Source organism: Streptomyces capillispiralis, from assembly GCF_007829875.1.
GTDB lineage: Bacteria > Actinomycetota > Actinomycetes > Streptomycetales > Streptomycetaceae > Streptomyces > Streptomyces capillispiralis.
In genome coordinates this window covers 954,127-973,968 of record NZ_VIWV01000001.1, presented here as the reverse complement: position 1 = coordinate 973,968, position 19,842 = coordinate 954,127, and the positions used below count along the sequence as shown (strand labels likewise).

General features: G+C 73.2%; 18 protein-coding genes. 11 read left to right on the top strand and 7 right to left on the bottom strand.

Annotated elements, in window-relative coordinates; genetic code table 11:
* Positions 1 to 78 precede the first annotated feature (78 nt).
* Positions 79 to 1,800, top strand: coding sequence for a BCCT family transporter (locus FHX78_RS03855; protein ID WP_145866050.1), 1,722 nt, complete (start codon positions 79 to 81; stop codon positions 1,798 to 1,800).
* A 60-nt stretch (positions 1,801 to 1,860) separates the two neighbouring features.
* On the opposite strand, the gene FHX78_RS03850 is transcribed toward FHX78_RS03855, so the two are convergent.
* Positions 1,861 to 2,814: an FAD-dependent oxidoreductase gene (locus FHX78_RS03850; RefSeq protein ID WP_145866049.1), complete on the bottom strand. Its 954-nt coding sequence runs from the start codon at positions 2,812 to 2,814 to the stop codon at positions 1,861 to 1,863.
* Between the two features lie 66 nt (positions 2,815 to 2,880).
* On the opposite strand from FHX78_RS03850, the gene FHX78_RS03845 reads away from it, so the two are divergent.
* Positions 2,881 to 3,939, top strand: coding sequence for an oxidoreductase (locus FHX78_RS03845; protein ID WP_145866048.1), 1,059 nt, complete (start codon positions 2,881 to 2,883; stop codon positions 3,937 to 3,939).
* Positions 3,940 to 3,952: 13 nt separating this feature from the next.
* The gene (locus FHX78_RS03840; protein WP_145866047.1) at positions 3,953 to 5,596 is read left to right on the top strand and encodes an ABC-F family ATP-binding cassette domain-containing protein; all 1,644 of its coding nucleotides are present in this window, start codon (positions 3,953 to 3,955) and stop codon (positions 5,594 to 5,596) included.
* 79 nt (positions 5,597 to 5,675) lie between these two features.
* Here FHX78_RS03840 and FHX78_RS03835 read toward each other — a convergent pair whose 3' ends face one another.
* Together FHX78_RS03835 and FHX78_RS37895 are read right to left on the bottom strand one after the other, a co-directional pair.
* Positions 5,676 to 8,033, bottom strand: a complete 2,358-nt coding sequence (locus tag FHX78_RS03835; protein WP_145866046.1) for a Tex family protein — start codon at positions 8,031 to 8,033, stop codon at positions 5,676 to 5,678.
* A gap of 105 nt (positions 8,034 to 8,138) precedes the next feature.
* Positions 8,139 to 8,270, bottom strand: a complete 132-nt coding sequence (locus tag FHX78_RS37895) for an LPFR motif small protein (RefSeq protein WP_267905330.1) — start codon at positions 8,268 to 8,270, stop codon at positions 8,139 to 8,141.
* A gap of 181 nt (positions 8,271 to 8,451) precedes the next feature.
* Between FHX78_RS37895 and FHX78_RS03830 the strand changes: the two genes are divergently transcribed.
* Positions 8,452 to 9,423, top strand: a complete 972-nt coding sequence (locus tag FHX78_RS03830; protein WP_145866045.1) for a GlxA family transcriptional regulator — start codon at positions 8,452 to 8,454, stop codon at positions 9,421 to 9,423.
* Between the two features lie 10 nt (positions 9,424 to 9,433).
* On the top strand, positions 9,434 to 10,069 hold the full coding sequence (locus FHX78_RS03825) for a DJ-1/PfpI family protein (protein WP_145866044.1): 636 nt from the start codon (positions 9,434 to 9,436) through the stop codon (positions 10,067 to 10,069).
* On the opposite strand, the gene FHX78_RS03820 is transcribed toward FHX78_RS03825, so the two are convergent.
* The gene (locus FHX78_RS03820; RefSeq protein WP_145866043.1) at positions 10,038 to 10,811 is read right to left on the bottom strand and encodes an enoyl-CoA hydratase/isomerase family protein; all 774 of its coding nucleotides are present in this window, start codon (positions 10,809 to 10,811) and stop codon (positions 10,038 to 10,040) included. The two genes, FHX78_RS03825 and FHX78_RS03820, sit on opposite strands and share 32 nt — an antisense overlap.
* 112 nt (positions 10,812 to 10,923) lie before the next feature.
* Here FHX78_RS03820 and FHX78_RS03815 point away from each other — a divergent pair, with 112 nt between their 5' ends.
* Positions 10,924 to 11,604: an HdeD family acid-resistance protein gene (locus FHX78_RS03815; protein WP_145866042.1), complete on the top strand. Its 681-nt coding sequence runs from the start codon at positions 10,924 to 10,926 to the stop codon at positions 11,602 to 11,604.
* 138 nt (positions 11,605 to 11,742) lie between these two features.
* Positions 11,743 to 12,204: an ATP-binding protein gene (locus FHX78_RS03810; RefSeq protein WP_145866041.1), complete on the top strand. Its 462-nt coding sequence runs from the start codon at positions 11,743 to 11,745 to the stop codon at positions 12,202 to 12,204.
* A 6-nt stretch (positions 12,205 to 12,210) separates the two neighbouring features.
* Here FHX78_RS03810 and idi read toward each other — a convergent pair whose 3' ends face one another.
* The 3 genes from idi to galE form a co-directional block, all read right to left on the bottom strand.
* Positions 12,211 to 12,804 carry an isopentenyl-diphosphate Delta-isomerase gene (gene idi / locus FHX78_RS03805; protein ID WP_145866040.1) on the bottom strand — a complete coding sequence of 198 codons (594 nt, stop codon included), beginning with the start codon at positions 12,802 to 12,804 and terminating at the stop codon, positions 12,211 to 12,213.
* 267 nt (positions 12,805 to 13,071) lie between these two features.
* Positions 13,072 to 14,010, bottom strand: coding sequence for a cation diffusion facilitator family transporter (locus FHX78_RS03800; protein ID WP_145866039.1), 939 nt, complete (start codon positions 14,008 to 14,010; stop codon positions 13,072 to 13,074).
* Positions 14,011 to 14,141: 131 nt separating this feature from the next.
* Positions 14,142 to 15,113: a UDP-glucose 4-epimerase GalE gene (gene galE / locus FHX78_RS03795; RefSeq protein WP_145866038.1), complete on the bottom strand. Its 972-nt coding sequence runs from the start codon at positions 15,111 to 15,113 to the stop codon at positions 14,142 to 14,144.
* Between the two features lie 330 nt (positions 15,114 to 15,443).
* Here galE and FHX78_RS03790 point away from each other — a divergent pair, with 330 nt between their 5' ends.
* The 4 genes from FHX78_RS03790 to FHX78_RS03775 are packed head-to-tail and all read left to right on the top strand — an operon-like array spanning position 15,444 to position 19,837.
* A complete protein-coding gene (locus FHX78_RS03790) occupies positions 15,444 to 17,282 on the top strand; it encodes a DUF5941 domain-containing protein (protein ID WP_145866037.1) in 1,839 nt (612 codons plus the stop codon).
* Positions 17,279 to 18,031, top strand: coding sequence for a phosphocholine cytidylyltransferase family protein (locus FHX78_RS03785; RefSeq protein ID WP_145866036.1), 753 nt, complete (start codon positions 17,279 to 17,281; stop codon positions 18,029 to 18,031). The genes FHX78_RS03790 and FHX78_RS03785 overlap by 4 nt, the downstream gene beginning before the upstream one ends.
* Positions 18,019 to 19,080, top strand: coding sequence for an iron-containing alcohol dehydrogenase family protein (locus FHX78_RS03780; RefSeq protein ID WP_145866035.1), 1,062 nt, complete (start codon positions 18,019 to 18,021; stop codon positions 19,078 to 19,080). The genes FHX78_RS03785 and FHX78_RS03780 overlap by 13 nt, the downstream gene beginning before the upstream one ends.
* Entirely contained in the window at positions 19,058 to 19,837 is a 780-nt protein-coding gene (locus tag FHX78_RS03775; protein WP_167531674.1) for a CDP-alcohol phosphatidyltransferase family protein, read from the top strand. Before FHX78_RS03780 ends, FHX78_RS03775 begins: the two co-directional genes overlap by 23 nt.
* Positions 19,838 to 19,842 lie beyond the last annotated feature (5 nt).

Here is a 19,842-nt window from a genome sequence, read left to right as displayed (position 1 = left end):
TGAGTTTTGCGCCAAAGGTGGTAGGGGCCTATCGGGAGGAGTGCTCTCCGCCCACGGCTCTGACGAAAGGTGCCGCCTGTGACGCAGGACCAGCACAGTGACAAGGATCAGACGGCAGGCCCGTTGCCGGGCTCCGAAGCGGGCCTGCCCGGCCGGGGACGCCCCCGGACCGACCGGGTGGTGTTCGGCGTCACAGCGTTGCTCACCCTCGCGTTCGTGCTCTGGGGCGCCGTCGGGACCGACTCGCTGGAGAACGCCTCCACCAGCATGCTCGGCGGCCTGATGCACAACGGCGGCTGGGCGTTCATGCTGGCCGCCTCCGGCTTCGTCGTCTTCGCCCTCTGGCTCGCGGCCAGCCGCTACGGCCGGATCCACCTCGGCGCCGAGGGCGAGGAACCGGAGTTCCGCACCGTCTCCTGGGTCGCGATGATGTTCAGCGCGGGCATGGGGATCGGCCTGATGTTCTACGGCGTGAGCGAGCCGCTCGGGCACTACATCACGCCCCCGCCGGGCACCGGTCCGGCCGACTCCGGCGACCGCATGGAGACGGCCATGGCGACCACGCTCTTCCACTGGACGCTCCACCCCTGGGCCATCTACGCCGTGGTCGGGCTCGCCATCGCCTACAGCACCTTCCGCAGGCGCCGCCGGCAGACCATCAGCGCCGTCTTCACCCCGCTGATCGGCTCGAAGAACGCCAACGGCATCGGGGGCCGCGTCATCGACATGCTCGCCATCGTGGCGACCGTGTTCGGCTCGGCGGCCTCGCTGGGCCTGGGCGCGCTCCAGATCGGCTCCGGTGTGCGGGAGCTGGGCTGGATGGAGAAGGTGAGCACGGGGCTGCTGGTCAGCATCATCGCGATCCTGACCGCCGCGTTCGTCGCCTCCGCGGTCTCCGGGGTGGAGAAGGGCATCCAGTGGCTGTCCAACACCAACATGGTGCTGGCGCTGGTGCTCGCCCTGTTCGTGTTCGTGGCCGGTCCGACGATCGTCGTCCTCGACCTGCTGCCCACCTCGGTCTTCTCCTACCTGGGTGACCTCCCGCAGCTGGCCGGGCGCACCGAGGCCAGCGGCGGCGAGGGCGTCGCCGACTGGCTAGGCAGCTGGACCGTCTTCTACTGGGCGTGGTGGATCTCCTGGACGCCCTTCGTCGGCATGTTCATCGCCCGCATCAGCCGGGGCCGCACGATCCGTCAGTTCATCGGCGGCGTCATCCTGGTCCCCAGCACGGTCAGCCTGGTCTGGTTCGCGATCTTCGGCGGTTCCGCGATGAAGCTCCAGGAACAGGGGCGGCTCGGCGAGGAGGCCACGCCCGAGGGCCGGCTCTTCGCGGTGCTGCAGGAGTTCCCCATGGCCACGGCCGCGAGCCTGCTGGTGATGATCCTCGTCGGCATCTTCTTCGTCTCGGGCGCCGACGCGGCCTCGATCGTCATGGGCACCCTCTCGCAGAAGGGCGCCCTCGAACCGGGCCGCCTGGTCGTGGTGTTCTGGGGCGTGCTCACCGGCGCCGTGGCCGCGATCATGCTGATCGTCGGCAGCGGCCAGGGCGACGCGCTGACCGGCCTGCAGAACCTCACGATCCTCGCGGCGGCGCCGTTCGTCGTCGTGATGGTCTTCATGTGCGTGGCCCTCATGCGCGACCTGCGCCGCGACCCGCTCATCGTGCGCGGCGAGATGGGCTCCGAGGCGGTGGAGCTGGCCGTCGTCCAGGGACACAAGAAGTACGACGGCGAATTCGAACTCCGCATCGGCCCCGGCCGCGGCCCGGACGTGGAGGGCGACCCCATCGGCAAGCACTGACCCGCGCGGGCGGGCCCACCGGACCCCATCTCCCCGGGCCCGCCCCCGCGTCCGGCGCCGTCAGCCGACGGCCAGCCGCGCCGCCTCCTCCGCGCAGCCCCAGGCGACCGTGACGCCCGCGCCGCCGTGCCCGTAGTGGTGGACCAGGAGCCGGCCGTCGGGGAGCGGCACGCGCTCCAGGCGGACGGTGTCGCGGGCGGGACGCAGCCCCACCCGGTGCTCCAGGACACGCGCGCCGGCGATCTCCGGCCGCAGCGCCGCACACCGCCGCACGATCGCCTCCGCCACCGCGGGATCCGGCTCCAGGGACCAGGCGTCCTCCTCCGCCGTACCGCCCAGCACCAGCCGGCCCCGATGCGGGAAGCAGTACGCCATCGCGCCGTCGTCCCCCGTGGAGACCGTCCAGGTACGGATCCCGGGGTTCTCCACGACCACCAGCTGCCCCCGCACCGGCCGCACCGCCGGGTCCGGCACCAGCTCCCGCGCCCCCAGCCCCGTGCAGTTGACCACGACCGGGGCCCGCGCTTCCGCCAGATCCGCCACCGTACGCGTCTCCACCACCGCGCCCGCCGCCCGCAACCGCTCCCGCAGCCACGGCAGATGGGCCGGCATGTCGACGAGCGGCAGCCGGGCCCACACACCCGACCCGGCGGGATACTCCGCGGACGTCGCCCGGCGCAGCCCCGGCAACCGGGCGGCGGCCCACGCCCCGACGTCCTCCAGTGCCGTCTCGCCCAGCACCCCCTCGGCCATCCGCACACCGGTGGCCTCCGGCCGCGCCGCCAGCTCCTCGTACACCTCCAGCGACCGCAGCGCCCACGCGCGCGCCGACGCCACCGGCTCGATCCGGTACGGCCACCACAGCGCGCCCGCGACCGCCGAGGTGGTCCGCTCGACCGGGTCCCGCGTCCACAGCCGTACCCGTACGCCGCGCTCGGCGAGGACCACGGCCGTCGTCAGCCCGATGACGCCGCCGCCGACCACCAGGACGTCACAGTCCAGTTCGGTTTCCATCGGGGGACGGTAGCGGAACATGTCATGCCGTGCTCAGGTCCGTCCCGCGGTGGGAATACTCACGGCATGTCTGCCGAGTACGCGACCTTCGGCCTGGCACCGGCGACGAGGGCCGGTGGGCTCCTGGCCAACGGTGACTACCAAGTCCACCGGGACTTCGTCGACTTCGTCGTCGACGGACGCCCCCTGCTCTTCCGCCTCTCCGACCTGGACGCCGTCTCCCCGCTCGCCTCCGACGTCCCGCCCTCCCTCTTCACCGCCCAGGTCCGCGGCCTGCTGCTGGAGGACGAGGCACCGCTGCCCGCAGGCCGGTACATCGTCTACGGCTGCCCCGAGTGCCAGGACCTCGCCTGTGGCGCGGTCACCGCGGTCATCGAAGCCGACGGCGAGGACTTCGTCTGGCGGGACTTCGCCTGGCAGACCGACGTGCACGCCGATCTGGAGTTCAACGGCTACCACGGCATAGGCCCGTTCCGCTTCCGCGGCACCGAGTACCGCGCCGCGCTCGCCGCCCTCCTGGAGGGCGGCTCCCCGGGCACCCGCCGCCGCGTCCTGCTGATCGGCGCCCGGGTCGCCCTGCTCGCCCGGCTCGCCGCCGCCCTGCGCACCATCGGCATCGGCGCCGACATCGCGCAGAGCGCCGACGGCGTCCCCGCCGACGAACTGCGCGGCTACGGCGCCGTGGTCTTCGGCCGGTCGGTCGGCCCCGGGGAACGCGACGCCGTCCGCCGCGCCTTCGCCGACGCCGGCGTCGACGTGCCCTGCGTCGACGGGTCCGCCCCCATCGTCCCGCTGCTGGTCGCCCGGACCGAGCAGGCCCTTGATCGCAGTCCGCGCGCACAGCGCCGTCTGACCGGCCTCACCGCCGACGGCGGCGGGGCGGAACTGGAGGTCACCTCGTCCTGCCGGGTGCGGCTCACCGCCTACCGGGTCGACCGCCTCTCCCGCACCCACGCCCAGGACCTCTTCGACGGCGTCCTGGAGCCGGGCCGGCACCGCGTCCCGCTGGACGCGAAGGCGGTGAGGGGCGACGCCCACCTCGTGGCACGCACCGCCGGGACGGTCCTGGTGACGGCGGTGGAGCGCCGAGGAACCGCGGAGCGGCCGGCCGCGCCCGGCCGTTAGGATCGGCGGTCTGATGACTGCCACCCTCGTCGCCAAGAAGCTCGCCGCCGGTCACGGAGACCGCTCCCTGTTCACCGGTCTCGACCTCGTCGTCGCCCCCGGCGACGTGATCGGCCTGGTCGGCGCCAACGGCGCGGGCAAGTCCACGCTGCTGCGCCTGCTCGCCGGGCTCACCGCACCGGAGGAGGGCGAGCTGCGGCTCTCCCCGCCCACCGCGACCGTAGGACACCTCCCGCAGGAGCCGGAGCGCCGGCCCGGCGAGAGCGTGCGGGCGTTCCTGGCCCGCCGCACCGGTGTCGCCGAGGCGCAGCGGGCGATGGACGAGGCGACCCAGGCCCTGGTCGACGGGGCGCCGGGCGCCGACGACGCGTACGCCACGAGTCTGGAGCGCTGGCTGGCCCTGGGCGGCGCCGACCTCGACGAGCGCGCCGAGGAGACCGCGGGATCCCTCGGCCTGGCCGTCGACCTGGACCAGCCGATGACCGCCCTCTCCGGCGGCCAGGCGGCCCGCGCCGGACTCGCCTCCCTCCTCCTCTCCCGTTACGACGTCTTCCTCCTCGACGAGCCGACCAACGACCTCGACCTGGACGGCCTGGAGCGCCTCGAACGCTTCGTGGGCGGACTGCGCGCCGGGACCGTCGTCGTCAGCCACGACCGCGAGTTCCTCACCCGCACCGTCACCAAGGTCCTGGAACTCGACCTCGCCCAGCGGCGGATCAATCTCTACGGCGGCGGCTACACCGCCTATCTGGAGGAGCGGGAGGTGGCCCGCAGGCACGCCCGCGACGAGTTCGAGGAGTACGCCGACAAGCGGGCCGCGCTCCAGGACCGCGCGCAGACGCAGCGGGCCTGGATGGACAAGGGCGTGAAGAACGCCCGCCGCAAGGCGGGCAACGACAACGACAAGATCGGCCGCAAGTTCCGCAGCGAGGCCAGCGAGAAGCAGGCCGCCAAGGCGCGCCAGACGCAGCGCATGATCGAACGCCTCGACGTCGTCGAGGAGCCGCGCAAGGAGTGGGAGCTGCGCATGGAGATCGCGGCGGCCGCCCGCTCGGGGGCGGTCGTCGCCACCCTCCGGGACGCCGAGGTCCGGCGGGGCGGCTTCACCCTCGGACCGGTCTCCCTGCAGATCGACTGGGCCGACCGGGTGGCGGTCACCGGCGCCAACGGCGCGGGCAAGTCCACCCTGCTGGGCGCCCTGCTCGGCCGCGTCCCGCTCGACGCCGGGCACGCCGCCCTCGGCTCCGGGGTGCTGCTCGGCGAGGTCGACCAGGCCCGCGCGCTGTTCCACGGCCCCGAGGCCCTGCTCGACGCGTTCCGCCCGGCCGTCCCCGACCTGGAACCGGCCGACATCCGCACCCTGCTGGCCAAGTTCGGCCTCAAGGCCGACCACGTCATGCGCCCGGCGGCCACCCTCTCGCCGGGCGAACGCACCCGCGCCGCCCTCGCCCTCCTCCAGGGCCGGGGCGTCAACCTGCTGGTCCTGGACGAGCCGACCAACCACCTGGACCTGCCGGCCATCGAGCAGCTCGAATCGGCCCTGGACAGCTACGAGGGCACCCTCCTGCTGATCACCCACGACCGCCGCATGCTCGACGCGGTGCGGGTGACCCGGCGCCTGGAGGTCACGGACGGCAAGGTCGTGGAACGCACTTAAACCCGGCGGTCACCCCGAGGGCGGACGCGGGCCGCGGGCACCGGCCCGCGCACCCACGCCCCGCCCCCGCGCCGCGTGGCTACGCCAGCCCGGCCCGCCGCAACGCGTCGGCCATCGCCCCGTTGGCGGGAGCCGGCGCAGCCGCGGGCCGCCCCTTCCCCGCGGAACCGGAACGGCCCTGCTGCTGCCGCTGCTTGGGCGGCCGGCCGCCCTGCCGCTCCCCGCGCTGCCCCCGCTGCGGCTCTCCCTGCGGCGCGGCCTCGTCGTCCAGCCGCAGCGTCAGCGAGATCCGCTTGCGCGGGATGTCGACGTCGAGGACCTTCACCTTGACGATGTCACCGGGCTTCACCACGTCCCGCGGGTCCTTCACGAACGTCTTGGACATCGCGGAGACGTGCACCAGCCCGTCCTGGTGCACACCGACGTCCACGAAGGCGCCGAAGGCCGCGACGTTCGTCACGACGCCCTCCAGCACCATCCCGGACGACAGGTCGGAGATCTTCTCCACGCCCTCCTTGAAGACGGCCGTCTTGAACGCGGGCCGCGGATCGCGCCCCGGCTTCTCCAGCTCCTTCAGGATGTCGCTCACGGTCGGCAGACCGAACGTGTCGTCCACGAACTCCTGCGGCCTCAGCGACCGCAGCACCGCCGTGTTGCCGATCAGCGAGGCGACCTCCGCACCGGAGGACTTCACCATCCGCCGGACGACCGGGTAGGCCTCCGGGTGCACGCTGGAGGCGTCCAGCGGGTCGTCGCCGCCGCGGATCCGCAGGAAGCCCGCGCACTGCTCGTACGCCTTCGGGCCGAGCCGTGAGACCTTCTTCAGCTCGCCGCGCGACCGGAACGGCCCGTTGGAGTCCCGGTGGGCCACGATGTTCTCGGCCAGCCCCGAGGTGATGCCGGAGACCCGCGCCAGCAGCGGCGCCGACGCCGTGTTGACGTCCACGCCCACGCCGTTCACACAGTCCTCCACCACCGCGTCCAGCGAGCGTGACAGCTTCACCTCGGACAGGTCGTGCTGGTACTGGCCGACACCGATCGACTTCGGGTCGATCTTCACCAGCTCGGCCAGCGGGTCCTGGAGCCGGCGCGCGATCGACACCGCGCCGCGCAGCGACACGTCCATGTCCGGCAGCTCCTGCGAGGCGAACGCGGAGGCGGAGTACACGGAGGCGCCCGCCTCCGACACCATCACCTTCGTCAGCTTCAACTCCGGGTGCTTGGCGATCAGTTCACCGGCGAGCTTGTCGGTCTCGCGGGACGCCGTGCCGTTGCCGATGGCGACCAGCTCGACCGCGTGCTCCTTCGCCAGCCGCGCCAGCTTCGCGATCGCCTCGTCCCACCGGTTGGCCGGGACGTGCGGGTGGATCACGTCCGTGGCGACGACCTTGCCGGTCGCGTCGACCACGGCGACCTTCACACCCGTACGGAAACCGGGGTCGAGGCCCAGCGTGGCGCGGGTGCCGGCCGGGGCGGCCAGCAGCAGGTCGCGCAGGTTGGCCGCGAAGACCCGCACCGCCTCGTCCTCGGCGGCGGTGCGCAGCCGCAGCCGCAGGTCGAGGCCGAGGTGCACCAGGATGCGCGTACGCCACGCCCAGCGGACCGTGTCGCCCAGCCACTTGTCGGCCGGACGCCCCCGGTCGGCGATCCCGAACCGGTGCGCGACGATCCCCTCGTACGACGACGGACCGTCCACCGGCTCCTCCGGCTCCAGGACGAGGTCGAGGACCTCCTCCTTCTCACCGCGCAGCATCGCCAGGATCCGGTGCGAGGGCAGCTCGGTGAACGGCTCGGCGAAGTCGAAGTAGTCGGCGAACTTCGCGCCCGCCTCCTCCTTGCCCTCGCGCACCTTCGCGGCCAGCCGCCCGCGCACCCACATGCGCTCGCGCAGCTCGCCGATCAGGTCGGCGTCCTCCGAGAACCGCTCGGTGAGGATGGCGCGGGCGCCGTCCAGGGCCGCCTGCGGATCGGCCACGCCCTTGTCCGCGTCCACGAACGCGGCGGCCGCGGCGAGGGGGTCGACGCCCGGATCACCGAGCAGCCCCTCCGCCAGCGGCTCCAGACCCGCCTCCCGCGCGATCTGCGCCTTGGTGCGCCGCTTGGGCTTGTACGGCAGGTAGATGTCCTCCAGCCGCGCCTTCGTCTCGGCGCCCCGGATCCGCGCCTCCAGCTCGTCGGTGAGCTTGCCCTGCTCGCGCACCGACTCCAGGATCGCCGTACGACGGTCCTCCAGCTCCCGCAGATAGCGCAGCCGCTCCTCGATCGTGCGCAGCTGCGCGTCGTCGAGCATCTCGGTCGCTTCCTTGCGGTAGCGGGCGATGAAGGGCACCGTCGAACCGCCGTCGAGCAGCTCGACGGCCGACCTGACCTGCCGCTCCCGTACGCCGAGCTCCTCGGCGATCCTGCCTTCGATGGACGCTGTGAGGGGTGTCGTCACGATCCCGTACCGCCTTCTCCACTGGGGTTGCGCGGCAATTGTGGCAGGTGGCGCCGACAATCGGGGATCAGGGCGGCGACTCGCCCGGACACCGCCCGGGCGGCGTCAGGCGCGGTGGCCACGGGTGCTGGACGAGGCCCCGCCGAACAGCCGGGCGAGCGCCCGGAACGGCAGCGTCACGACGGTGGCGATGGCCCCGCCGATCTGGCGCAGGACGTCTGCGATGGCACGGAACACGAGTTTCCCCTTTCGTCCCCCGGCCCCTGCGGCCGGGATGGTGTTCCTCCGTGTACCTCGTCAACGCTTCAACATGCACGGCACCCTCCGGTTCCCCGCCGCCGGGCGGTGGCAGGCGGTGGCAGGAAAGGTGGGGAACCCGTCGTTGCGGCCGTCCCGGGCAGCGCCAAGAATCGACCGCATGGCGCAGCGAACCGTTCTCGTCGTCCTCTTCGACGGCGTGCAGAGCCTGGATGTCACCGGCCCCGTGGAGGTCTTCTCGGGCGCCGAGAAGCACACCCCGGGGACCTACCGGCTGCGCACCGCCTCCCCGGACGGCGCCCCCGTGCGGACGACCAGCGGCCTGACCCTCGTACCGGACGGCGCGCTGGCCGACGCGCCGGAGCCGCACACGCTGCTCGTACCCGGCGGACAGGGCACCCGTCGGCCCGATCAGCGGCTGACCGACTGGCTGCGCCGGCACGGACCGCGCGCCGAGCGACTGGTCTCCGTCTGCACCGGTGCCGCGCTGCTCGCCACCGCCGGACTCCTGGACGGCCGCCGCGCCACCACGCACTGGGCCTACTGCGACACGCTGGCCCGCGACCACCCGGCCGTCGACGTCGACCCCGACCCCATCTACGTCCGAGACGGCCACGTCGCCACGTCCGCCGGCGTCACCTCCGGCATCGACCTCGCGCTCGCCCTGGTCGAGGAGGACCTCGGCCGGCGGGCCGCCCTCACCATCGCCCGGCACCTGGTGGTGTTCCTGCGCCGGCCGGGCAACCAGGCCCAGTTCAGCGCCCAGCTCGCCGCCCAGACCGCGCGGCGCGAGCCGCTGCGCGAGGTCCAGCAGTGGATCACCGAACACCCCGAGGCCGACCTGTCCGTCGAGGCGCTCGCGGCCCGCGCGGCCCTCTCGCCGCGCCACTTCGCCCGCGCCTTCCACGCCGAGACCGGCACCACACCGGGCCGCTACGTCGACCGGGTACGGCTCGAACACGCCCGGCGCCTGCTGGAGGACACCGGCGACGGCGTCGAGGAGATCTCCCGCGCCAGCGGCTACGGCACACCCGAGGCGATGCGCCGCGCCTTCGTGCGCACCCTCGGGACGTCACCGGCCGAGTACCGCCGCCGTTTCCGGCCCGCCACCCTCCCGTCCGCCCGCACCTGAAAGGCCGCCGATGCAGATCGCCATCGTCCTCTTCGACCGCTTCACCGCCCTCGACGCCGTGGGCCCCTACGAGACCCTGGGCCGGCTCCCGGACGCGGAGACCGTCTTCGTCGCCGAGCGGACCGGCCCCGTCCGCACCGACACCGGCGCCCTCGCGATCACCGCCGACCGGACCCTGGCCGACGTACCGCACCCGGACATCGTCGTCGTCCCCGGCGGCCCCGGACAGACACCCCAGATGGAGAACGACGCCCTGCTGGACTGGCTGCGCGCCGCCGACGCCGCCAGCACCTGGACGACGTCCGTGTGCACCGGATCCCTGCTGCTGGCCGCGGCCGGACTCCTCGAAGGACGCCGGGCCACCTCGCACTGGCTGGCCCTGGACCACCTGAGGCGGTACGGCGCCGAGCCCACGGGGGAGCGGGTGGTGACCGACGGCAAGTACGTCACCGCGGCCGGTGTCTCCTCCGGCATCGACATGGGGCTCACCCTGCTCGGCCGGATCGCCGGCGACGCACACGCCCAGGCCGTCCAGCTGCTCACCGAGTACGACCCGCAGCCGCCCTACGACGCCGGCTCCCCGCGGAAGGCGCCCGCCCACCTCGTCGAGGAGTTCAGGTCGAAGAGCCGCTTCGCCCTGACGTAGACACACTCCAGGTGAAACGCGGGGCACGGCGCTCCAGGAAGGCGGCGACACCCTCCGCGGTGTCGCCGCTCTCCCGCGCCCGCTCGCTCCAGTGCGCGTCCCGGCCGGTGCGGCCGTTCGCGAACTCCTTCGCCGCGGCCTGGGTCAGCTGCGAGCGGGACGCCAGGATCCCGGTGAACTCCGCGACCCGCTTGTCCAGTTCGTCCCCGGGCAGCACCTCGTCCACCAGACCGGTGCGCAGGGCTCGCCCGGCGTCGATCAACTCACCCGAGAACAACAGGTACTTGGCGGTGGCCGGACCCACCAGCGACACCAGCCGCCGGGTCGCGGACGCCGGGTAGACGATGCCGAGCTTCGCCGGGGTCACCCCGAACCGCGCCCCCTCCTCGGCGAACCGCAGATCGCACGCCGCCGCCAGCTGCGCCCCGCCGCCCACACAGTGCCCGCGGACCACCGCCAGGGCCGGCTTGGGGAAGGCGGCGAGCGCCTCCTCGGCCGCCACGGCCAGCCGCTGCGCCTCCAGCGGCGACCCCCGGAGCGTGGAGATGTCCGCCCCGGCGCAGAACGTACCGCCCTCACCGGTGAGCACCAGCACCCGGACGTCCGGGTCGGCGGCCAGCGTCTCCAGCAGGGGCGGCAGGGCGCCCCACATCGCGGCCGTCATCGCGTTGCGCTTCGCCGGATGGCTGATGACGACCGTGGCGACCGAGTCGGTGACGCTGTGCAGCAGCTGCGGCTCCATGCGCCGGATGCTATCCGGCCGGTCCGGCGGGCCGTCCGGGAGGGAGCGCGGGGGGCGTTACGACCGGCGGGCGCGGGGGACTGGGGAGGGGGAACGAAGCGAGGAGGCGCCCATGGCCAGGTCCGCGAAGTCCGCGCACGCCGCCGGGCCCCCGGGCGAGGCGGCCAGGCTCAGCCGCGGCTTCGGCTGGCTCGCCGTGCTCGGGGTGATCCTGGTCCTCGCCGGTCTGGTCGGCCTCGTCTACACCGCCGTCGCCACCCTGACCTCGATGCTGCTGTTCGGCTGGCTGCTGCTGATCGGCGGTGTGGTCGGGCTGCTGCACGCGGTCCAGGCCAGGGACAGCAACTTCTTCTGGCTGGGCGTGGTCGTCGCGGCCCTGAACATAGCGGCCGGCGCGGTGATCCTGCGGACCCCGGAGGCGGCGGCCGAGGCGCTGACCATGTTCGCCGCGCTGCTCTTCCTGACCGGCGGGGTGTTCCGGCTGGTGGGCAGCCTGGTGGTGCGCGGACCGCAGTTCGGCTGGACCCTGGTGCAGGGCGCCTTCGGACTGCTCCTCGGCGTCCTCGTCCTGGCCTCCTGGCCGAGCAGCAGCCAGTACGTCATCGGTACGTTCTTCTCCCTCGCCCTGCTCTTCGACGGGCTCGGCCTGATCGCCACCGGCTACGGGGGACGCCGGATCGTCGGGATGGTCTCCGACCGGCTGGCCGGCGAGGAGGCGGCGCGGACGCCGGGGGAGCGACCGGGCGGACGGAACGGGCGAGGAGGGTCCTCCGAACCCGTACAACCCGAATAGTTCGCCGAGACGGCACGGAGCGGACCGGAACGGTCCCGCTAGCGACCGTGTCTCACGTCAACGGTCGGAAACGCTCGATATCCGCTGACTTCTGGTCAGCGTCGAAGTGCGGAGCCGATCGGTACCAACACTCGACGTGTGGTGACAATCGAGCGTGAGGGTGGCGACTCGCTGCCGTACGAAGGTGTCTGGCGGTTCACCGCCCCGGCTGTGGACGCCTCGGTCCCGCAGGCCCGTCACGCCGTGCGCGACCTGCTGCTGCGCCAGGGCGTACCGGTCGCGGACGAGGTGGTGCAGGGGCTGCTGCTGATCGTCTCGGAGCTGGTCACCAACGCCGTGCGGCACGCGGCGCTGCTGTCCCCGATGCTCGCGGTCGAGGTCGCCGTCGGCGCCGAGTGGGTCAGGGTGTCGGTGGAGGACAACCACCCCTACCGGCCCACCGCACTGGAGACCGACCACGGCCGCACCGGCGGCCGCGGACTGCTCCTCGTGCGCGAGATCACCCGCGAGGCCGGCGGGGCCTGCGAGGTCGAGCACACCGCGACCGGCGGCAAGGTGATCTGGGCCGCCCTGCCGCTCAAGCCCGCGCAGTTCTTCTAGGTCCGGTCACCAGCCCGCCGACGGCCCCGTGAGTTCGCGGACCGCCGGACGGGCCGCGTCCAGGACGGTCATGAACCAGGCCGAGAAGGTGTCCCGCGCGTGCCGCTCCGCCAGCTCGGCCGGGGTCACGAACACGGTGGACGCCACCTCCTGCGCGTCGGGCCGCGGCGGCGACTGCACCATCCCGACGAACAGGTGGTTGTACTCCTGCTCGACCAGGCCCGAGGCCGGGTCCGGGTGGTTGTAGCGGACCGTGCCCGCCTCGGCGAGCAGCGACGGCGACACGCCCAGCTCCTCGAAGGTCCGCCGGGCCGCGGCGGCGAACGGCGCCTCACCGGGGTAGGGGTGACCGCAGCAGGTGTTGGACCACACACCGGGGGAGTGGTACTTGCCCAGCGCCCGCTGCTGGAGCAGCAGCCGCCCGCGCTCGTCGAACAGGAACACCGAGAACGCCCGGTGCAGCCGCCCCGGTGGCTGGTGGGCGGCGAGCTTCTCCGCGGTGCCGATCGTCACGCCGTCCTCGTCGACCAGTTCCAGCAAGATCGGCTCGGCGGTGCCCTTCGACGGGCTGTGCGTCGCGGCGGCAGGTGTGATCGGCATACCCATCCTTCACTCGGTCTTCGCGCTCCAAGTCTGCCGCACGAATCCGGCACTCCCGGCACTCCGCGACCCGCCCGCATGTCCCACGGGCGGCGCGGGGCACCGCCGCCCCGGCCGGACGACGGACGCGGGCCCGGGGTGAGCGTGCCCGCGGCGGCCGACCGGACATCGCCCGCAGTCGGCCGCCGAAGGGGAGAGGACGCCGGTACGGGGGCGGAGGGCTGCGTTCCCCGGCGCGCGGGCGTACCGGGGCGCACCGGGGCCGTCTCAGTGACAGAGGCGCGCCTCGTGCTCGGCGTGCCCGCCGGGCTCCAGCTGGAAGGTGCAGTGCGCCACGTCGAAGTGGTCGCCCAGGCAGCCCTGCAACTCGTGCAGCATCTTCTCGTGCCCGAAGGCGTTCAGGACCTCGGAGCTGACGACCACGTGCGCGGAGAGCACCGGCATCCCCGAGGTGATCGTCCAGGCGTGCAGGTCATGGACGTCCTCCACGCCCTCGGTGGCCAGGATGTGCGCCCGTACCTGCGCCATGTCGACCCCCTTGGGCGCCGCCTCCAGCAGGACGTCCAGGGTCTCGCGCAGCAGCTTCCAGGTCCGGGGCACGATCATCAGGGCGATGAGCAGGGAGGCGATCGGGTCGGCGGCCGTCCAGCCGGTGGCCAGGATCACCAGCGCGGACAGGATCACCGCGAGGGAGCCGAGCGCGTCCGCCGCCACCTCCAGGAAGGCGCCGCGCACGTTCAGGCTCTCCTTCTGCCCGCGCATCAGCAGCGACAGGGACACCATGTTGGCGGCCAGACCGATCGCGCCGAACACCATCGTCAGGCCGCCCTCGGTGCCGGCCGGGGTGACGAACCGCTGGACCGCCTCGTACAGCACGTAGCCGCCCACGCCGAGCAGCAGCAGACAGTTGGCCAGGGCGGCGAGGATCTCCGCGCGGGCGAGACCGAAGGTGCGGTGCTCGCTCGGCGGACGGCCCGCGACGTGGATGGCGAGCAGGGCCATGCCGAGCCCCAGCGCGTCCGTCGCCATGTGGGCCGCGTCCGCCAGCAGCGCGAGCGAGTCGGCCAGCACCCCGCCGACGAGCTCGACCACCATGACAGCGAGCGTGATCGCCAGCGCCACCCGCAGCCTGCCGCGGTACGCCGCACTCGCGGTGCCGCCGGCGGGCGCGCCGTGCGCGTGCCCGTGATCGTGCCCAGCCCCCATGGGAGTCGCCGTCCTTCCGTGACCGTTTCCGATCACAGTGAACTACGGGCGGGGGGTATCCGGCAACGCGGCACTGAACACCGTTGTCATGTGCCCTGACCTGCGGAAACGATCCGCAGGTCAACGCGGTTTCAGCGGCCCTGGTGCAGCTGCCAGCCCTGCCAGGCCGATTCGACCATCCCGTGCACCGAGCGACGGGCGGTCCAGCCGAGGTGCTCCGCCGCGCGGGCGGCCGAGGCCACCGCCCGGGGGGCGTCACCGGGGCGCCGGGCCTCCACGAGCGGCGCCCGCGTGTCACCGGTGACCTCGCCGATCACCGCGATCAGCTCGCGCACCGACACCCCCTCGCCGCGGCCGATGTTCACCGTCAGGTCCCCGGTGAGGTCCCCGCCGGACAGCCGGCGGGCCGCCGCCAGATGGGCCTCCGCCAGATCGGCCACGTGGATGTAGTCGCGGACGCAGGTGCCGTCCGGCGTCGGATAGTCGTCGCCGAAGACGCGCGGGGCCTCGTCGCGGGTGAGCCGGTCGAAGACCATCGGCACGATGTTGAAGACGCCGGTGTCGGCCAGCTCCGGCGCCGCCGCCCCCGCCACGTTGAAGTAGCGCAGGCACACCGTGGCGATGCCGTGCGCCCGGCCCGCCGCCCGCACCAGCCACTCCCCGGCGAGCTTGGTCTCCCCGTAGGGGTTGACCGGGGCGCAGGGCGCGTCCTCGGTGATGAGATCCACACCCGGATCGCCGTACACGGCGGCGGAGGAGGAGAACACGAAGCGTTCGATCCCGGCCTCCGCGACGGCGTCCAGCAGCGTCGCGAGACCGCCGACGTTCTCCCGGTAGTACCGGGTCGGCTGCGCCACGGACTCGGCGACCTGCTTGCGGGCGGCGAGGTGCACCACTCCCGTCACCCCGTGCTCCGCCAGCACCCGCCGCAGCAGCGCGCCGTCCAGCGACGAGCCCCTGACCAGCGGGACGTCGGCGGGAAGCCGCGCCGGCACCCCGGCCGAGAGGTCGTCGAGGGCGACCACGCGCTCCCCGGCACCGGTCATGGCACGCGCCACGTGCGCCCCGATGTAACCGGCTCCGCCGGTGATCAGCCACGTCATGGTCGCCCACCCTATGCGGACCCGCGCCGAGCGGTTCCACCCATGTCGCCCATACCATCCATACCGGGCGCACCGGTGGCCGGTGTTGTCCCATTTCCCCGCCAATGACCGTTCTGGCGGCGCGGTTTGTGGGCCGGGCCCCGCATCCCCGATGATGATCGCGGCAGCGATGTGGGCGAACCACGTCGATCCAGCCGTCGAACGGGCGGTGAACGCAGGCTTCCGGGTATCCGATAGCCTCTGCCGACATGCCGCCCGGGGGTCCCGGCACGGGCACCCCACCATGTACACGACCGGCGTGACGCGTCGGCCCCCAGGGAGTGATTTCGGTTGTCGACCGCCATCCTCACCGGTCAGCCGGTCCCCGGTTCGTCACTCGAGGGCGATCTGCGCTCCCTCGGCTTCGACGTACGGATCGCGTCCGGCGCCGACGAGGCCGAGACACTGCTGGCCGGAGTGCCCGAGGGACAGCGGGTCGCCGTGGTCGACCCCCGGTTCGTGGGCCATGTGCACGCGCTGCGCCTCGGCCTCACCGACCCCCGCTTCCCGCTCTCCGCGGTCCCCGGCGCCGTCACCGCCCAGCAGGCCGGCCGCCAGGCCCTGACCCGCGCCGTGGCCCGCGAGAACTCCGCGGCGGCCGCGTCCCCGGCGGGCGGCACCACGCTCGTGGACGGCCTCGCCGACCGCGTCGTCGCCGCCCTCGACGCCGACGGCGCCGAGCTGCACCGCCCCGAGCTCGGCACCCTCGTCGCCACCGTCCCCGGCGACCCCCAGGCCCGCAACGAGGCCCGGCAGGCCGTCGCCGCCGTCGACGACGAGGCCGTACGCCTGAAGTCCGCGGTCAAGGCCCGCGACGGCTTCTTCACCACCCACTTCATCAGCCCGTACTCCCGCTATGTCGCCCGCTGGTGCGCCCGCCGCGGTCTGACCCCCAACCAGGTCACCACCGCGTCCCTGCTCACCGCGCTCATAGCGGCCGGCTGCGCCGCCACCGGCACCCGCGGCGGGTTCGTCGCCGCCGGCGTGCTGCTCATCGCCTCCTTCGTGCTGGACTGCACCGACGGCCAGCTCGCCCGCTACTCCCTGCAGTACTCCACGCTCGGCGCCTGGCTCGACGCCACCTTCGACCGTGCCAAGGAGTACGCCTACTACGCCGGCCTCGCCCTCGGCGCCGCCCGCGGCGGCGACGACGTATGGGCCCTCGCCCTCGGCGCGATGGTCCTGCAGACCTGCCGGCACGTCGTGGACTTCGCCTTCAACGAGGCGCACGTCGTAGGCACTGACGCCACCGCCAACACCAGCCCCACCGCCGCCCTCTCCGACAAGCTCGACAGCGTCGGCTGGACGGTCTGGGTGCGCCGGATGATCGTCCTGCCGATCGGCGAACGCTGGGCGATGATCGCCGTCCTCACGGCCGTCACCACCCCCCGGATCACCTTCTACGTGCTGCTCGCCGGCTGCGCCTTCGCGGCGACGTACACCACCGCGGGCCGCGTGCTGCGCTCGCTGACCCGCAAGGCCCGCCGCACCGACCGGGCGGCGCGGGCGCTCGCGGACCTCGCCGACTCCGGCCCGTTCACCGAGGCGCTCACCCGCCCGCTGACCGGCCCCGCGCGCCGGCTCCCCGGCTTCGCCGCCCCCGCCGTCGCGCTGCTCGGCGGCCTCGCCGTGGTCGCCACGGCCGCGTTCACCGGCTTCGGCGGCCCGTGGACCGCCGTCGCCGCCTGCCTCTACGTCCTGACCTCCGCCCTGGCCGTCGCCCGCCCCCTCAAGGGCGCCCTCGACTGGCTGGTCCCGCCGTTCCTCCGCGCCGCCGAGTACGGCACCGTCCTGGCCCTGGCGGCCGGCGCGGAGGTGAACGGAGCCCTTCCGGCGGCCTACGGGCTGGTGGCCGCGGTCGCCTACCATCACTACGACACGGTCTACCGCATCCGCGGCAACGCGGGCGCGCCCCCGCGCCGGCTGGTGCGGGCGATCGGGGGGCACGAGGGCCGCGTCCTGGCGGTCGCCGTCCTCGCGGCCCTGCTCACCGCCTCGCAGTTCACGGTCGCGCTCACGGTGCTCGCCGTGGCCGTGGCCCTGCTGGTGCTCGCCGAGAGCATCCGCTTCTGGGTGGCCGCCCACCGGGGTGGCGCGCCCGCCGTACACGATGAAGGAGAACCCGCATGATCGGCCTCGTGCTGGCGGCCGGCGCCGGACGGCGTCTGCGCCCCTACACCGACAGCCTTCCCAAGGCGCTGGTGCCGGTGGGGCCCGCGGGCATAGAGGGCGAACCGACGGTCCTGGACCTGACCCTCGGCAACTTCGCCGAGATCGGCCTGACCGAGGTCGCGGTCATCGTCGGCTACCGCAAGGAGGCCGTGTACGAGCGCAAGGCGGCCCTGGAGGCGAAGTACGGCCTCAAGCTCACCCTCATCGACAACGACAAGGCCGAGGAGTGGAACAACGCCTACTCCCTGTGGTGCGGCCGTGACGCCCTCAAGGACGGCGTGATCCTCGCCAACGGCGACACCGTGCACCCGGTCTCCGTCGAGAGGACCCTGCTCGCCGCACGCGGCGAGGGCAAGCGGATCATCCTCGCCCTGGACACGGTCAAGCAGCTCGCCGACGAGGAGATGAAGGTCGTCGTCGACCCCGCCACGGGGATGACGAGGATCACCAAGCTGATGGACCCCGCCGAGGCCACCGGCGAGTACATCGGCGTCACCCTCATCGAGGGCGACGCCGCCCCGGAGCTGGCCGACGCGCTGAAGACCGTGTGGGAGACCGACCCGCAGCAGTTCTACGAGCACGGCTACCAGGAACTGGTGAACCGGGGCTTCCGGATCGACGTGGCGCCGATCGGCGACGTCAAGTGGGTGGAGATCGACAACCACGACGATCTCGCCCGCGGACGGGAGATCGCGTGCCAGTACTGACCCGGCTCATCCCCTCGCCGGTCGTCGTGGACATCCGCCCGGGTGCCCTCGACGACCTGGCCTGTGTCCTCGCCGACGAACGCATCTCGCAGTCCGGCCGGCTCGCCATCGCCGTCAGCGGCGGTTCGGGCGCCCGGCTGCGCGAGCGGATCGCGCCCTCGCTGCCCGGCGCCACCTGGTACGAGGTCGGCGGCGGCACCATCGACGACGCGGTCCGGCTGGCGAGCGACATAAAGGCCGGCCACTACGACGCGGTCGTCGGGCTGGGCGGCGGGAAGATCATCGACTGCGCCAAGTTCGCGTCCGCCCGCGTGGGCCTGCCCCTGGTCGCCGTCGCCACCAACCTGGCGCACGACGGCCTGTGCTCGCCGGTCGCCACCCTCGACAACGACGCGGGCCGCGGCTCCTACGGCGTGCCGAACCCGATCGCGGTCGTCATCGACCTCAACGTCATCCGTGAGGCACCCGTCCGCTACGTGCGGTCCGGCATCGGCGACGCCATCTCCAACATCTCCGCCGTCGCCGACTGGGAACTGGCCCACCGCGTCAACGGCGAGAAGGTCGACGGCCTCGCCGCGGCCATGGCCCGCCAGGCCGGCGAGGCGGTGCTGCGTCACCCGGGCGGGGTCGGCGACGACGGCTTCCTCCAGGTGCTGGCCGAGGCGCTGGTCCTCACCGGCATCGCCATGTCCGTCTCCGGCGACTCGCGCCCCTCCTCGGGCGCCTGCCACGAGATCAACCACGCCTTCGACCTGCTCTACCCCAAGCGGGCCGCCGCCCACGGCGAGCAGTGCGGACTCGGCGCCGCCTTCGCGATGTACCTGCGCGGGGCGCACGAGGAGTCGGCGTACATGGCCGAGGTGCTGCGCCGGCACGGGCTCCCGGTGCTGCCGGAGGAGATCGGCTTCACCCCGGACGAGTTCGTCCGGGCCGTCGAGTTCGCCCCGGAGACCCGCCCCGGCCGCTTCACCATCCTCGAACATCTCGACCTCAAGACCGAACAGATCAAGGACGTCTACGCCGACTATGTCAAGGCCATCAGTAGCTGAACTCCGTCCGGTCGTGCACCCCGCGGGGGTCAAGGACCGGCGCAGCGGTGAGCACTGGATGGGACGCCTCTACATGCGCGAGGTGTCCCTGCGGGTGGACCGCTACCTGGTGAACACCAGGGTCACGCCCAACCAGCTCACGTACCTGATGACCGTCTTCGGTGTCCTCGCGGCCCCGGCCCTGCTGGTGCCGGGGATCGCGGGGGCCGTCCTCGGCGTGGTCGCCGTCCAGATGTACCTGCTGCTGGACTGCGTCGACGGCGAGATCGCCCGCTGGCGGAAGCAGTACTCGCTCGGCGGTGTCTACCTCGACCGGGTCGGCGCCTACCTCACCGACGCGGCCGTCCTGGTCGGCCTCGGCCTGCGCGCCGCCGACCCGTGGGGTTCCGGGCGCATCGACTGGCTCTGGGCCTTCCTCGGCACCCTGGCCGCCCTCGGCGCGATCCTGATCAAGGCCGAGACCGACCTCGTCGGCGTCGCCCGCCACCAGAACGGGCTGCCGCCGGTGAAGGAGGCCGCCGCCGAGATGCGCTCCTCCGGCATGGCGCTGGCCCGCCGGGCCGCCGCCGCGCTCAAGTTCCACCGGCTGATCCTCGGCATCGAGGCGTCCCTGCTGATCCTGGTCCTGGCGATCGCCGACGCGGTCCGCGACGACCTGTTCTTCACCCGGCTCGGCACCGCCGTCCTCGCCGGCATCGCCCTGCTCCAGACGCTGCTGCACCTGGTGTCCGTCCTCGCCTCCAGCAGGCTGAAGTGAGCGGC